16 protein-coding genes are annotated in these 12,065 nt (G+C 56.1%); 15 read left to right on the forward strand and 1 reads right to left on the reverse strand.

Features of this window, described 5'->3' with window-relative positions:
• Nucleotides 1-3 precede the first annotated feature (3 nt).
• The 11 genes from HRR99_RS05730 to HRR99_RS05775 all read left to right on the forward strand — a co-directional run bounded on the left by HRR99_RS05730 (nucleotide 4) and on the right by HRR99_RS05775 (nucleotide 7,210).
• Complete coding sequence (locus tag HRR99_RS05730) at nucleotides 4-1,200, forward strand: phage major capsid protein (protein ID WP_233123074.1); 1,197 nt, start codon at nucleotides 4-6, stop codon at nucleotides 1,198-1,200.
• 47 nt (nucleotides 1,201-1,247) lie between these two features.
• Nucleotides 1,248-1,508, forward strand: a complete 261-nt coding sequence (locus HRR99_RS05735) for a hypothetical protein (protein ID WP_233123075.1) — start codon at nucleotides 1,248-1,250, stop codon at nucleotides 1,506-1,508.
• A complete protein-coding gene (locus HRR99_RS05740) occupies nucleotides 1,486-1,827 on the forward strand; it encodes a hypothetical protein (RefSeq protein ID WP_233123076.1) in 342 nt (113 codons plus the stop codon). Before HRR99_RS05735 ends, HRR99_RS05740 begins: the two co-directional genes overlap by 23 nt.
• Nucleotide 1,828: 1 nt before the next feature.
• Nucleotides 1,829-2,185, forward strand: a complete 357-nt coding sequence (locus tag HRR99_RS05745; RefSeq protein WP_233123077.1) for a head-tail connector protein — start codon at nucleotides 1,829-1,831, stop codon at nucleotides 2,183-2,185.
• A gap of 116 nt (nucleotides 2,186-2,301) precedes the next feature.
• Nucleotides 2,302-2,658, forward strand: coding sequence for a head-tail adaptor protein (locus tag HRR99_RS05750; RefSeq protein WP_233123078.1), 357 nt, complete (start codon nucleotides 2,302-2,304; stop codon nucleotides 2,656-2,658).
• Nucleotides 2,655-3,149: an HK97 gp10 family phage protein gene (locus HRR99_RS05755; protein WP_233123079.1), complete on the forward strand. Its 495-nt coding sequence runs from the start codon at nucleotides 2,655-2,657 to the stop codon at nucleotides 3,147-3,149. The genes HRR99_RS05750 and HRR99_RS05755 overlap by 4 nt, the downstream gene beginning before the upstream one ends.
• The gene (locus tag HRR99_RS05760) at nucleotides 3,149-3,559 is read left to right on the forward strand and encodes a DUF3168 domain-containing protein (protein ID WP_233123080.1); all 411 of its coding nucleotides are present in this window, start codon (nucleotides 3,149-3,151) and stop codon (nucleotides 3,557-3,559) included. The genes HRR99_RS05755 and HRR99_RS05760 overlap by 1 nt, the downstream gene beginning before the upstream one ends.
• A 36-nt stretch (nucleotides 3,560-3,595) precedes the next feature.
• Complete coding sequence (locus tag HRR99_RS05765; RefSeq protein ID WP_233123081.1) at nucleotides 3,596-4,027, forward strand: phage tail tube protein; 432 nt, start codon at nucleotides 3,596-3,598, stop codon at nucleotides 4,025-4,027.
• Nucleotides 4,028-4,381, forward strand: coding sequence for a hypothetical protein (locus HRR99_RS05770; protein ID WP_233123082.1), 354 nt, complete (start codon nucleotides 4,028-4,030; stop codon nucleotides 4,379-4,381).
• A gap of 56 nt (nucleotides 4,382-4,437) precedes the next feature.
• Nucleotides 4,438-4,581: a hypothetical protein gene (locus tag HRR99_RS23265; protein ID WP_103656866.1), complete on the forward strand. Its 144-nt coding sequence runs from the start codon at nucleotides 4,438-4,440 to the stop codon at nucleotides 4,579-4,581.
• A gap of 325 nt (nucleotides 4,582-4,906) precedes the next feature.
• The gene (locus HRR99_RS05775) at nucleotides 4,907-7,210 is read left to right on the forward strand and encodes a phage tail length tape measure family protein (RefSeq protein WP_233123083.1); all 2,304 of its coding nucleotides are present in this window, start codon (nucleotides 4,907-4,909) and stop codon (nucleotides 7,208-7,210) included.
• On the opposite strand, the gene HRR99_RS05780 is transcribed toward HRR99_RS05775, so the two are convergent.
• Nucleotides 7,200-7,430, reverse strand: a complete 231-nt coding sequence (locus tag HRR99_RS05780; RefSeq protein WP_233123084.1) for a hypothetical protein — start codon at nucleotides 7,428-7,430, stop codon at nucleotides 7,200-7,202. The genes HRR99_RS05775 and HRR99_RS05780 overlap by 11 nt on opposite strands.
• An 89-nt stretch (nucleotides 7,431-7,519) precedes the next feature.
• Here HRR99_RS05780 and HRR99_RS05785 point away from each other — a divergent pair, with 89 nt between their 5' ends.
• From HRR99_RS05785 to HRR99_RS05800, 4 genes are read left to right on the forward strand one after another with little or no spacing between them, the layout of a single operon-like run.
• Nucleotides 7,520-8,131: a hypothetical protein gene (locus HRR99_RS05785; protein WP_233123085.1), complete on the forward strand. Its 612-nt coding sequence runs from the start codon at nucleotides 7,520-7,522 to the stop codon at nucleotides 8,129-8,131.
• Nucleotides 8,131-8,703, forward strand: a complete 573-nt coding sequence (locus tag HRR99_RS05790) for a hypothetical protein (protein ID WP_233123086.1) — start codon at nucleotides 8,131-8,133, stop codon at nucleotides 8,701-8,703. The genes HRR99_RS05785 and HRR99_RS05790 overlap by 1 nt, the downstream gene beginning before the upstream one ends.
• Complete coding sequence (locus tag HRR99_RS05795; protein WP_233123087.1) at nucleotides 8,669-9,106, forward strand: DUF6950 family protein; 438 nt, start codon at nucleotides 8,669-8,671, stop codon at nucleotides 9,104-9,106. The genes HRR99_RS05790 and HRR99_RS05795 overlap by 35 nt, the downstream gene beginning before the upstream one ends.
• 4 nt (nucleotides 9,107-9,110) lie before the next feature.
• The gene (locus tag HRR99_RS05800) at nucleotides 9,111-12,065 is read left to right on the forward strand and encodes a phage tail tip fiber protein (protein WP_233123088.1); all 2,955 of its coding nucleotides are present in this window, start codon (nucleotides 9,111-9,113) and stop codon (nucleotides 12,063-12,065) included.

Here is a 12,065-nt window from a genome sequence, read left to right on the forward strand (position 1 = left end):
AACATGGCTGAACTTGCAGAAAAAATTGGCGAACTTGGTGCCTCCCTCGCGTCCATCAAGGAGCAGGTTGGCAATCTCGCCACCGACTTCACCTCGAAGCTTGCCGCAAACGGCGAAGTTTCGGCAGAGCTGAAGGAGAAGACCGACAAGGCACTTTCCGAGCTCGGCGACGTCACGACCCGCCTTTCCGATATGGAGAAGCGCGCCGCTCGTGAACGTGTTGGCGGCGATCCCGATGAAAAATCTCTGGGTGATCTCGTTGTCGAGTCCGCGGCATCGCAGTCGTTCGATTCTTCTTATCGAGGCCTGATCAAGGTTAAGGCTGACCGCGCTGCCATCACCTCTGCCAACCCGACCGTCGGCGCGGGACGCTCTCAGGGCACCTCGCTTGTTCCAGGCGCTCGCGTTCCCGGGATCTTTGGATTGCCTGATCGGCAGATGACTATTCGAGACCTAGTTCTTCCAGGTCAGACATCCTCGAGCTCGATCGAGTACGTCAAGGAAACTGGATTTACGAACAATGCAGCTCCAGTGGCGGAAACGACCCTGAAGCCTTATTCGGACCTGACTTTCGACATGACGTCTGCGCAGGTTCGCACGATTGCGCACCTTTTCAAGGCGTCCCGCCAGATCCTCGACGACGCGCCCGCACTTCGCTCCTACATCGACGGCCGCGCACGCTATGGTCTGCGCTTTGCCGAAGAAAATCAGCTCCTGAATGGCTCTGGCACTGGTCAGAACATCCACGGTCTGGTTCCACAGGCGACGGCGTTCAATCCCGCCTTCGCCGCAACCGACGAGACCAGCATTGACCGCCTTCGTCTGGCTATCCTGCAGGTCGTTCTCGCTGAGTATCCTGCGACTGCGTTCGTTCTGAACCCGATCGACTGGGCGAAGATTGAACTGACCAAGGATGCTGGCGGCAACTACATCATCGGCAATCCGCAGGGCTCGCTCACTCCGACGCTCTGGAACCTTCCGGTCGTGTCGACGCAGGCCATGGCCGCAGGCGAGTTCCTCACCGGCGCGTTCAGCTTCGCAGCGCAGATCTTCGACCGCATGGATATCGAAGTGCTGCTCTCCAGCGAGAACGTGGATGACTTCGAACGGAATCTTTTCACGATTCGAGCCGAACAACGTCTGGCCCTCGCAGTTTATCGTCCTGAGTCCTTCGTCACAGGCGACGTAGAAGGCGCTTAATTAGGATGGGGAGCTTCGGCTCCCCTAATCTTCGGAAGGAACAGAAGATGACCGATTTTCTAGAAGTGAAGGCCAAGCGCACGTTCGCCGTTGGCAAAGAACTGAAGACCAAAAAGAGCGATACGTTCAAGGTCGAGGCAGGAGAGGCGAAGCAGCTTGCTGCAAATGGTCTGGTCGACATCGTCGGCGACGCCAAGGATGTTCCAGGCGAGGGCGCCGCGGATGAAGCCGCTGACAAACCAGTGATCTCCTCTGCTCGCTCGACGAAAAAGAAGGACAAAACCGATGCTGACAACGAAGGCTCGTAAACAGAGAGTCGCGTCTTACATCGGTGCCGGTGTCGTTAACGGTATCGGCTCGCCGGTGAATTCCGTTGCACCAGCAATCACAGGCACTGCGCAGGTTGGCCAGACGCTGACATCGACAACTGGCACTTGGTCCGGCTCGCCGACTTACGCGCGTCAGTGGTTTGCTGCTGGCGTCGCGATTTCGGGTGCTACGGCCGCGACTTACGTTCCCGTTGCGGGTGACGTTGGAAAGGCCATCACGGTTCGCGGTACGGCCACCAACGACAAGGGCAGCGTCGCCGCTACCAGCGCGCCGACGGCCGCAGTTGTGGCGGCCTGATATGCCAATCGTCGATCTGGAAACAGTCAAGAAACACCTCCGCGTCCTCCATTCCGATGAAGACGCGGAGATCGGCATTTACCGCGATGCCGCCGAAAGCATCATCACCGAGTATCTGGATCGCGAAGTCGTCGCCGTCGGCGCAACACCAACGGCAGATGACGGCATCGCAGCCACGGCATCCATTGTTTCGGCAATCCTGCTTGTGACCGGCGATCTCTACGAAGTGCGCGAACCTGATCCAGACGCAAAAGGCGACGCTGTTCTGCCGCGCGCTGTCCGCGTGCTTTTGGCTCCTTGGCGCATCTGGCGCACACCGGTGGACGATGATGTGGCTACGTTTCCTTGCACCTTTTGATTGGCGCCAGCCGGGCTTCACCATTGCCTATGAACCCGGTCTTTACAACGTCACGCGCAAATGCGCCGCCGCTGCGATAGCTGCCAAGACTGCCGAACCCACCAAGGATCGACCAAATGCCAAAACGCAAAAGAGCCGGAGCCGGATCGCTCAGTGAGCGCATCGGCTTCGAGGCTGAGGTCGAGGGCGACGATGGGTATGGTGGCGTTGTGGTCGGCTTTGCGGAGCAGGTCTTCGAGGCCGCCAGGCTGGAGCCACGTATGGGCTCGGAATCGGTCATAGCCAGCCGACTGCAAGGTTTGCAGCCATTCACCATGACGGTTCGCAGCAACGATCGCACGCGCTCCATCACGCCAGCATGGCGGGCGCGGAACAAGCGTACCGGCGTGCTCTACGCGATCAAGACTGCGGTCAACATTGATGAGCGTAACGAGTGGATTGAAATGCTTGTGGTGCAGGGGGAGGCGTCTTGATAAAGGCAAAAGTTCTCGGCCGCGAAGCGCTTACCAAAAAGCTGAATGACATTGCGCCAAAGGCTAACCAATACGCGGCTGAGGCAAAACTACAGATCGCCAATGAAGCTGCAGAAGCTATATCCGATCGGGCACCCATAGGTACCGGCACCTCGGCCGGCGATTATGCGGCATCCATTCAAGGCGCACGTATCTCGGACAGACCAAACGCCAAGGCGATGGTCGGTACGTCGGCCAGCAAAGACCCGGATGCCACCGGAATTTTCGCATCCTGGATTTGGCACTTCCTGGAGTTCGGCACTCGTCCGCATAATACCGCAAAAGGTGGTGGCACGGCTTTAGGTAAGAAGCAGACAGAAGGTGCGCGGATGCACCCCGGCACAAAAGCCCAACCGCATGTTTTTCCAATCTGGCGTTCTTTTCGCGAGCGCGCAAAGAAGCGGATCAATGATGCTGTCTGGCGCGGCGTGAGGGAGGCCATGAAAAAGTAATGGCTAGTCCTGATCTAGAATTGCAAGGCGTTATCGTCGCCAGATTGAAGGGTCGTCATGCGCTCACCGCGCTAGTTGGACAACGCATTTACGATCGACCACCCACCAACGCGCCGTTCCCGTACGTGGAGTATGGCGAAAGCGACGTAAAACCGGCCGATGTCAATTGCGTCACGTCCGACGCAATATACGTCACAATTCACGTTTGGTCGCAATATTCCGGAGGCTTCAAGGAGCTGAAGGACATCATGTACGAGATCATCAAGGCGCTTGATAAGGCACCTCTGACACTGCCATCTCATCGCCTGATATCGCTCTCGCGCTGGGACGCTCGCACGATGAAAGACCCCGATGATGTCACGACGCATGGCGTCGTTGAATTCATCGCCCGCATCGAAACACCGGCCTGACGGCCACCCAATCCCCAAAATCATTGAGGTTCAATCATGGCCGACGGTCAGCAGATTGGTCGTACGCTACTCATCCAGACCGGTGATGGCGACGATCCAGAAGTATTTTCCAACCTTTGCGGCCTGACAACCCGCAGCTTCAACATGTCGGCAAACGAAGTCGACACGACGATCCCAGACTGTATCAATCCAGCTGCCACTCCGCAAAAGACGGCCGATCCTGGGATCAAAAACCGTACGTTCGCCGGATCTGGTAAGTTCGTGAAAAGTGCGCAAACGTCCGCATTCATGGTGCATGTCAACGACGCGACCAAGTTCAATGCAAAGGTCATCGTCCCAGGTCTTGGCACCTATACCGGCCCTTGGTTCGTTTCTGATTTTGAATTCAGCGGCGAGATGGAAGGCAACATGGACTTTTCGGCCACGTTCGTAGCCGCTGGCCCACTGTCCTTCGTTGCGGAGGCTTAATTGACCGAAAAACCATTTCCACTGGAGGTTAATGGCGCTCGAGGCGAAGTTTCGCTTTGGGTCGGCAATGTTCCCCTTGTCATCGCAGCTGAGATGGGCGGCCTAGCCGCTGTCTCGACGCGGCTCTCATGCAAGAGCATGTCGGACCTGTTTCTCCGCCTCTCTGGCGTTGAGCCAGCAGCCACGGTCGCAGCGCTCGATCTTCTCACCGTGAGGGGCGACAAGGGCAAGGCAATTGGCGTTCTGAAGCTCAAGCATTTCGGTGCCGTTGCTAAAGCCATTTCCGACTCATTATCCCATCATTTTGATGAGGATGAAGTGGGAAACGACGCAGCCGTGGAAAAGGCGGAGTAGAAGAGCCATTTCCATGGCGAGATTGGCAGAAGGTAGCATTCGGCGGTCTTGGGTGGATGCCCAGGACGTTCTGGTCTGCAACCCTGACCGAGTTCATCCTCGCGGCCCACGGCTGGTCTGAGGCGAACGGAGCCAAGAAAGAGATCGAGCCTCCGTCAGAAGATGAGCTTGACGATTTGATCAAGAAGTATGGTGGCTAGGCTGGTGGTTCACCGCTCAGCCTCTAGCTGCTGCCGATAGGTGATGTAACCGTTTTGACGGCACCACTCTCGTAGCCTTTTGGCATCACCCAGTTGCCACGCATACAACTGGCTTATTGAATCTTTGCACCGCTCCACCTTTATAATTTCGACGTCCCCAGGATTGGGGATGTCCGGGGCCTGTCGCACTTGCGCGTAGCCCAAGCAAGACGTGGATAAGCAAAAGCCGATCGCCGACCAAACCGCGCGATACCTCCTCAAGAAATTCAACACTCACGCACCTCCAAGCTCGCCTCGGCGGGCTTTTTCACGTTAGGAAACCGACTTGGCCGGTAACAATGGCGATGACCTGATTATCTCAATCAGTACCGACCTCGCAACCGTAAAGCGTGCGCTGAACAGGTTGGTGTCCGATGTCGGGCAGGCTTCCAGCGGAATTGAAAAGCGATTTGCATCCGCTGGCAAGTCAATCAATTCATCTCTCACATCGTCGATGCAAGAGCGCATCAACAGCATGGTGGGCATAGGCACATCTGCTGCAAAGGAATGGAACGGAGCCCTCGCTGATCAGCAGAAAGAGCTTGATCGCCTTCGGTCCAAATATAGCCCTCTTTTTTCGACCATCACGAGCTACAAGAACGCAGTATCAGAGATCAGGCAAGCACACGCTGTCGGAGCCATTTCCGCCAATGAGATGACTGCCGCTATTCAGCGTGAAAGGCAGGCCGCACTAGCGTCTACAGCGGCTATCAAAGGTCGGAACGCTGCTCTCAAGGCGACGGTCACCACGAGCAGTGGTAACAGCTTCAACACCGCAAACATTGCCGCACAGTTTCAGGATATCGGCGTCACGGCGGCGATGGGCATGTCGCCAATTCAGATTGCGTTGCAGCAAGGTACCCAGCTTTCTGCTGTTCTCCAGCAAATCAAAGATTCTGGACAGGGCGTAGGCCAGGGCCTTGCCGCTGCATTCGCTTCTGTTATCTCGCCGTTGTCTCTCGTGACCATTGGTGTGATTGCCGCTGGAACGGCTGCTTTCCAATACTTTTCGACCGTGATGAGTGAGGGTGACAAGTCTGCTGAGGTACTCAAGGAGCAGGCTGAACTTATTTCAGCGGTTGCTCAGCGTTGGGGTGATGCTGTTCCTGCCTTGCGGGAATACGCCGACCAACTCAAGAGAGCGCAAGAGGGCGCTGATTTAAGGAAGGGCGTCCAGCTTTTAAACGACAGCACACTGGCTGATGTCCGAAAAGAACTTGCCACGACGGAAATCGCATTTGCGGATATCCTGATCAGGTTGCAGGAATTCGGGGAGAAATACGAAACCGTAAAAAGTCTGCAGGACGCGTTTAAGCAATTCGCAGAAGCAGCCAAGGACGGCAAGGTTCAAACCGAAGACGTTGATCGCGTACAGTCGGCTTTGACCTCAGCAGTTAACAGCACCGGCATTCCTGCACTTTCTGAGTTTGCGGCCAAGTTCGACGATCTCGCATCCTCAGCGCTGGTTGCAGCGGGCAATGTCCAAAAAGTCAATGACGCAGCTTCGCGGATGACGGATGTCACCACATGGCGAAGCTACAACCCGACGACAGGCAAACTGGAAACAAACGCTGACCCTTGGGCAGATAATATCCAGAATCCAGGGTTTATGACACCCGAAGAAGGCCCAACCCCAGAGCGTCGTCCATCTGATCTTGACAGCGCTAAAAACCGCGGCTTCGGGACGCCAAAGAAGGTGAAGACCCCAGCGAAAACTGCCTCCGACCGCTTCACTGAAGACTTACAAGCCATCCGTGACAGAACGGAGGCTTTGCGTCAGGAAATGGACCTCATCGGACTTTCCAATGAGGAGCAGACCAAGCGTCGCGCTGCCCTCGACCTTGAGCAAAAGGCACTCGCCGACTTGCGTGAAGAGGCTCGCAAGAAAGGCGAAAAAGACCTTGAGAGCATCCAGTTGTCTCCCGAAAAGGTGGCTGCAATCGAGAAAGAAGCTGCCGCCTACGCTAAACAGTCAGAAGAACTGAGGAAAGTCGCTGAAAATCAGCAGCAAGCCGAAAGCAGCGCTCGCGATTTCTACGACACAGCAAAATCTGGATTTGCCAATGTCGTAACTGGCGCCGAAAGCTTGGGCGAGGCATTGAAGGGACTGGCAAACAAGTTTGCTGACCTGATGTTGAATAGCGCCTTTGATAATATATTCGGGGGCAAGTCAGCAACAGGCAGTAACGGCTGGATGACCGGATTCTTCAAACTTCTTGGTTTTGCTGACGGCGGCTACACGGGTTCAGGTGGCAAGAACCAACCAGCTGGTATCGTTCATAAAGGCGAGGTCGTCTGGTCGCAGCGCGATGTCGCTATGGCTGGTGGCGTTGGTGCTGTAGAGGCGATGCGCAAAGGCTACGCCAATGGCGGTGCAGTTGGTGTCTCAGTGCCGACGCTGCCTTCCATGAAGCCAGCAAACAGCAATTCTGCTCCAACAATTACCTTCGCGCCCGTGATCGACGCGCGTGGCGCTGACCAGGCTGCTGTCGCTAGGCTTGAGACTGTCGTAGCAAAGCAGAACCGAGAGTTTGCAGCAAACGTCCTGAAGGTCATGGGCCAAGTAGGTCCGCGCGGCGTCAGGGTTTAGCGGACATCACTTCCGCCATACTGATGATCTTTTCATCAGCCTTTTCCATTTCGTCGGCGATCTTTCCTAGAGCTGTTTGGTCTACCCCTTCGGTCGTAGCTAGAAGCTCTATGAGGTCTCCGATCGAAGTTCGGTTCCTGCTGATCATCGCAAGAAGAAGCTGGAAGTTTAAGCTGATTGTTTCCATCTGAGAATCGATCAGGTCCGACCACTCGCTCATAGCTGCCCCCATCTTTTGATGAAGCGATTAGACAACCAGAACTTCAATCAAGAGTCGAGTCCGCTCCACCTCTGTGAGGCCCAATCCACATGGCAGAAACATTACCGGTCGGCCTGAGATATGGGCCGACCTATCCTAAACTCATGCGCTCCACCAGCGTGTCGAGATATGGCAAGCGTGCCATTTCCTTCATGGAAACCAGCGACCCGTTCTGGCAAGTGGCGATGCGGGTGGTGGCCTTGAGCAATGCCGATCGGCAGAAGCTTGAGGCATTCATCTCGCGTTGCCGTGACGGCATGGTGACGGTGCTCTATACGCCCAAGCATGTGTGTCTGCCGCAAGCCTATTGGGGCAATCCGACCTCGCCAGCCATTCTCGATACCGGCGTGCTGTCTGCAATCGCTGGCAATCAGCTGACAGTATCCAGCGTCACAAACGGTTTGAAGCTGATGGAGGGTGACCTCATCGGGTTGAGCCAAGGCGACTACAACACCATCGTCCGCGTGGTGCAGGACACTACCGGAGCGGGTGGAGCGATAACCATCAAGGCCGAACCTTTTCTGCCGTCCTACATCACCGCTGGCGCGAACGTCGTTTTCAAGAACCCAGTCATGAACATGCGCCTAGTCCCGGACAGCTACGACTGCCCTGACGACTTCCGCCCAACGGCGACATTCACGCTGATCGAGGTGCCGAAGTAATGGCTTTCCCAACACGACTGCAGCAGCTGCTCAACGAGGGCAGGGCGAAGATCGGGTCTGGCGTCAAGTTTGAGTTTGGCACCGGTACATACGGTTTCTTCTCCGGTAAAGGCACGCTCGATTACAACGGCCTGACCTACAAGGGCAACTCGATTATCGAGATTGACGAGCCCGCCTTTGCCCTCGGAACCACGGCCAATCCGGTGACGATGCGGCTTCCTGCGCGCTCCGACTTCGGCCTGACGCCAGACAATCTGCTTCTGATCGAGGAGGAAGAATACAAGGGCCGTCCGGTCACCCTGTACGACTTCTATTTTGATCCAGATACCAACGCCTTCCTGCACGCAGAGCCGACCTTCTACGGCTACGTCGATACCATCGATCACCGCGAAGAAAACGGCGATGCATGGCTCGAAGCCAACATCGAAACCGAAGCAATCGACAATTTCCGCGAAGGCTACCGATACGCCAGCCACGAAGACCAGCAACTGGTCTCGGCAGGCGACATGTTCTTCGAACACGCTGCGAGGCTGAAAAATGAGTTCTTCAATTTCGAGTTCAGCCAGAAGTGATGGCTGGGATCGCGCGCTGGAAGACGTTGCATCGGCGCAGGTTTCTGCCCTGCCGGAGTGGGGAACGTCCGACTGCATGATGTCGGCCTGCGAGGCGATCAAAGCCGTTGTCGGCGTCGACCCACTGGAAGAATTTCGCGGTCGCTACAAGACAGAGGCGGGCGCTGCCAAGAAGATGCGCGGACTTGGCTGCAATCACGTCAAAGACCTTTTCGAAATCCACATCAAGCTTGAGCCTGTCAATCGCTTCGCAGCGCGAAGGGGTGATGTCGGCGTCACCGTCATCAATGGCGAGTTCGTCGCCGGTTTCGTTTGCAGCCTCGGCTTTGCGATCAAGCAGCCGCAGGGCACGATCTTTCTGCCGGTCTCCGAGATCGAGCAAGCTTACAAGGTAGGCGCATAGCCCCATGCCGTTTCTAGCACCTATCGCAGCCGCGATCTCAGCAGGGATCGCGAGCGTTACCGCTTGGCTATCGAGCACCACAATCCTTGCTGGTCTGGCAAAGACTGCGTTCGCCATTGCGCTCTCTTACGCCGTCAACGCACTTTTCAAGCCAAAGACTCCGAGCTCGTCTTCGCAAGTAGAAACCGAATACGGCGCCAATAGCCCCCGCACGGTCGTTCTCGGCACGTGCGGCATGGCTGGCCATCATATCTATCGCAACAACTATGGCGCTGGTGGACGCAATTTTCAGGATGTTTACGTTCTGTCGAGCTTCCGCATCACTGCCGTTCCCCGCGTCAAATACAATGGCCAGTGGCGCAACCTTTCCAACCCTGACGCAAATGGCTGGTATTGGGTGCCAAACGAAGGATCGTCTGGCGACAACTACGATGCGATCCGCGTCAAGTTCTACAAGGGCACGATGGATCAGCAGGCAGAGCCTGAACTGATCGCCTATTCGCGACCTGCCGGACGCTGGACCGCCAATCACCGTGGCGCTGGTGTTGCATATGCCGTCGTCTGGTGTGAGTTGCACAAGAAGGGCCGGGGCTTGGCCGCTCCTCCGCAGTTGCTATTCGAGGTGCAGGGCGCTCCGCTCTACGACTGGCGCAAGGATAGCACGGTCGGCGGTTCTGGCCCGCATCGGTGGAATGATCAGTCCACATGGGAGTACAGCGACAACACGTTTGTGCAGGCCTATAATCTTGAGCGCGGTTTCTTCAATGGCACCCAGAAGATGGTCGGCAAGGGCGTTCGCGCCTCACGTCTTCCTTTGTCGGAATGGACGCAGGCCGCGAACATCGCCGATGAGATCGTAGACGGTTACTACCGCTATCGCTCGCACATGATAGCGAAGGATGGCCCCGGTGGAAACCACGACGCGAATCTCCAGCCTCTCTTGGAAGCAGCTTGCGCATCATGGGTGGAGCGCGTGGATGGAGAGTTCCCGATTGCAGGCGCCCCGCAGGCAATAGTTGCCACCATCACCGATGATGATATCAAGATCGGTGCCCCAAAGCGGTTCACCGCCAAACGCAAGCGCACAGAACTGATCAATACTGTTGCCGCCTCCTACGTCTCGCCAGACGACTTTTACGAGACCAAGGACGCCGCAACGCGTATCGACCAATCTGCCCTTGCAGAAGACCGTGAAACGCTTGCCAGTACCATTCCCTACGGCGCCGTGACGAACGTCAAGCAGGTGGATCGTCTCGCGGACATCGCCATTCGCGGCGCTCGCTTTCAGGCTTCGGCAGAGATCACCATCCATCCGCGCTTTCTGGATGTGGTGAAGGAAGGCCGTTGGATCACATGGGCGAGCGCCAAGCACGGTACGCGCACCTATCAGGTTCTGACGCGCACCCTTGGGCCGCACAACAGTGATGGCGTTCGGGATATCACAGTGTCATTGCAGGGCATCAGCAACGGCGTGTTCGATCCGACCGCTTACGCTACCAACCCGCCCGTCATCATCGTTGTGCCGCCGCCTGAGTACCTGGCGGAAGTTCAAAACTTCACTGCTACACCCAACGTTGTCGAAGCCGAAGGCGGCGGGCTGCTTCCCGGCGTGGCTCTACGATGGGACGCGATTGAGGATATCAGCGTGTCCGGTGTTCTGGTCGAATACTGGCCGGTTGCCAATCCTACGCAGGTGTTCACAAAGCTTGTGTCGTCAGATATCAGCGTCGTGCAAATCGTGGAAGGTCTGACCTCTGAAACCGATTGGCGGGTTCGCACCACGCTCGTCGTGGACAATGGCCGGTCTGTTGCGCCGTCTGGCGTGACGAATTTCCGCACCCTTGCCGCTGGTGGTGATTTCATCGCTGATCTGGAGCATTTGGGACAGGACGTAAAAGACACGTTCAAGGTCATTTCTCAGGCCCGTAACGAGTTCATGCAACGCATCGAGCAGATCGGCCAAGCCATAACGCTGGAAGGCGCCGTGTCTCAGGTCGAGCGCGACGTTATGCGCGTCGATGTCGGGAATGCATTTGCCGAAATCTCTCAGGAGCGATCCGTCAGAGCTACGGCTGATGAGGCAATAGCTCAGCAGGTGACAACCGTTTCGGCTGGTGTTGCCGACAATGCAGCCAAGTTGATAGAAGAGCAAACGGCGCGGGCCAACGGCGACAGCGCTCTATCTTCCTCGCTCACGGCTTTGACGGCAACCGTCGGAACGAACACCGCAGCCATCGGAAGCGAAGCCACTGCGCGCGTGAATGCCGACAACGCCATATCCACGCGGATTGATGGCGTGTCAGCCACGTTCAACGGCATGTTCGCGGACGGCCTGGTTATGTTCCAAGCCGTGGCCGCACCCGCCGGTGTCTCGGTCCGGTTTTCGATCATGTTGCGCGCCAGCCTGTCGGATGCCTTCATCCAGAGCGGTATGTACATCCAGATCAGAACCGTCAGCGGCGTTCTGAAATCGGAGATTGGTTTCCTTGCCGACAAGTTCGTTGTCGTGGATGGCGCAAATACCTATTCCGTCTTCGCCATAGAAGGCGGGCAGGTAAAGATCGTCAATGCGAAGATATCACAGGCGCAGATTGATAATCTGGTGGTTGGAACAAGTAATATCGAACCTGGAGCGGTGTCTCGGTATTTCACGGCATCTGGCGAGACATCATTCAACCTTGTTGTTAACCATGGGCTTGGATCGCCAATCGTTAAGGTTGAGTGGAAAGTATTTTTGAGTTCGGTTAGCGAGTTCGGAGCATTCGGGGCGGAGCTAAGAAGTGTTACAGATTCGACTATCCTAGAGTCTATAACTGTACATTCTCCTCAAATATTGTTCTCTTCTGTTCTATTCACTCCTCCAGCAGATAGAGAATCGACTACTTTTAGTCTAGTATCAAACGGAGCAGGAGTTAGCGTTTTAAGCCGCAATTTATTTGCTCTCGTCTTCAAAAGGTAA

Source organism: Agrobacterium vaccinii (genome assembly GCF_021310995.1).
Taxonomy (GTDB): domain Bacteria; phylum Pseudomonadota; class Alphaproteobacteria; order Rhizobiales; family Rhizobiaceae; genus Agrobacterium; species Agrobacterium vaccinii.

Excerpts from the sequence above, each read along its gene's own strand:
- HRR99_RS05730 (WP_233123074.1), top strand. The coding sequence starts at position 4 with ATGGCTGAACTTGCAGAAAAAATTGGCGAACTTGGTGCCTCCCTCGCG.
- HRR99_RS05735 (WP_233123075.1), top strand. The coding sequence starts at position 1,248 with ATGACCGATTTTCTAGAAGTGAAGGCCAAGCGCACGTTCGCCGTTGGC.
- HRR99_RS05740 (WP_233123076.1), top strand. The coding sequence starts at position 1,486 with ATGCTGACAACGAAGGCTCGTAAACAGAGAGTCGCGTCTTACATCGGT.
- HRR99_RS05745 (WP_233123077.1), top strand. The coding sequence starts at position 1,829 with ATGCCAATCGTCGATCTGGAAACAGTCAAGAAACACCTCCGCGTCCTC.
- HRR99_RS05750 (WP_233123078.1), top strand. The coding sequence starts at position 2,302 with ATGCCAAAACGCAAAAGAGCCGGAGCCGGATCGCTCAGTGAGCGCATC.
- HRR99_RS05760 (WP_233123080.1), top strand. The coding sequence starts at position 3,149 with ATGGCTAGTCCTGATCTAGAATTGCAAGGCGTTATCGTCGCCAGATTG.
- HRR99_RS05765 (WP_233123081.1), top strand. The coding sequence starts at position 3,596 with ATGGCCGACGGTCAGCAGATTGGTCGTACGCTACTCATCCAGACCGGT.
- HRR99_RS23265 (WP_103656866.1), top strand. The coding sequence starts at position 4,438 with ATGCCCAGGACGTTCTGGTCTGCAACCCTGACCGAGTTCATCCTCGCG.
- HRR99_RS05780 (WP_233123084.1), bottom strand. The coding sequence starts at position 7,430 with ATGAGCGAGTGGTCGGACCTGATCGATTCTCAGATGGAAACAATCAGC.
- HRR99_RS05785 (WP_233123085.1), top strand. The coding sequence starts at position 7,520 with ATGGCAGAAACATTACCGGTCGGCCTGAGATATGGGCCGACCTATCCT.
- HRR99_RS05790 (WP_233123086.1), top strand. The coding sequence starts at position 8,131 with ATGGCTTTCCCAACACGACTGCAGCAGCTGCTCAACGAGGGCAGGGCG.
- HRR99_RS05795 (WP_233123087.1), top strand. The coding sequence starts at position 8,669 with ATGAGTTCTTCAATTTCGAGTTCAGCCAGAAGTGATGGCTGGGATCGC.
- HRR99_RS05800 (WP_233123088.1), top strand. The coding sequence starts at position 9,111 with ATGCCGTTTCTAGCACCTATCGCAGCCGCGATCTCAGCAGGGATCGCG.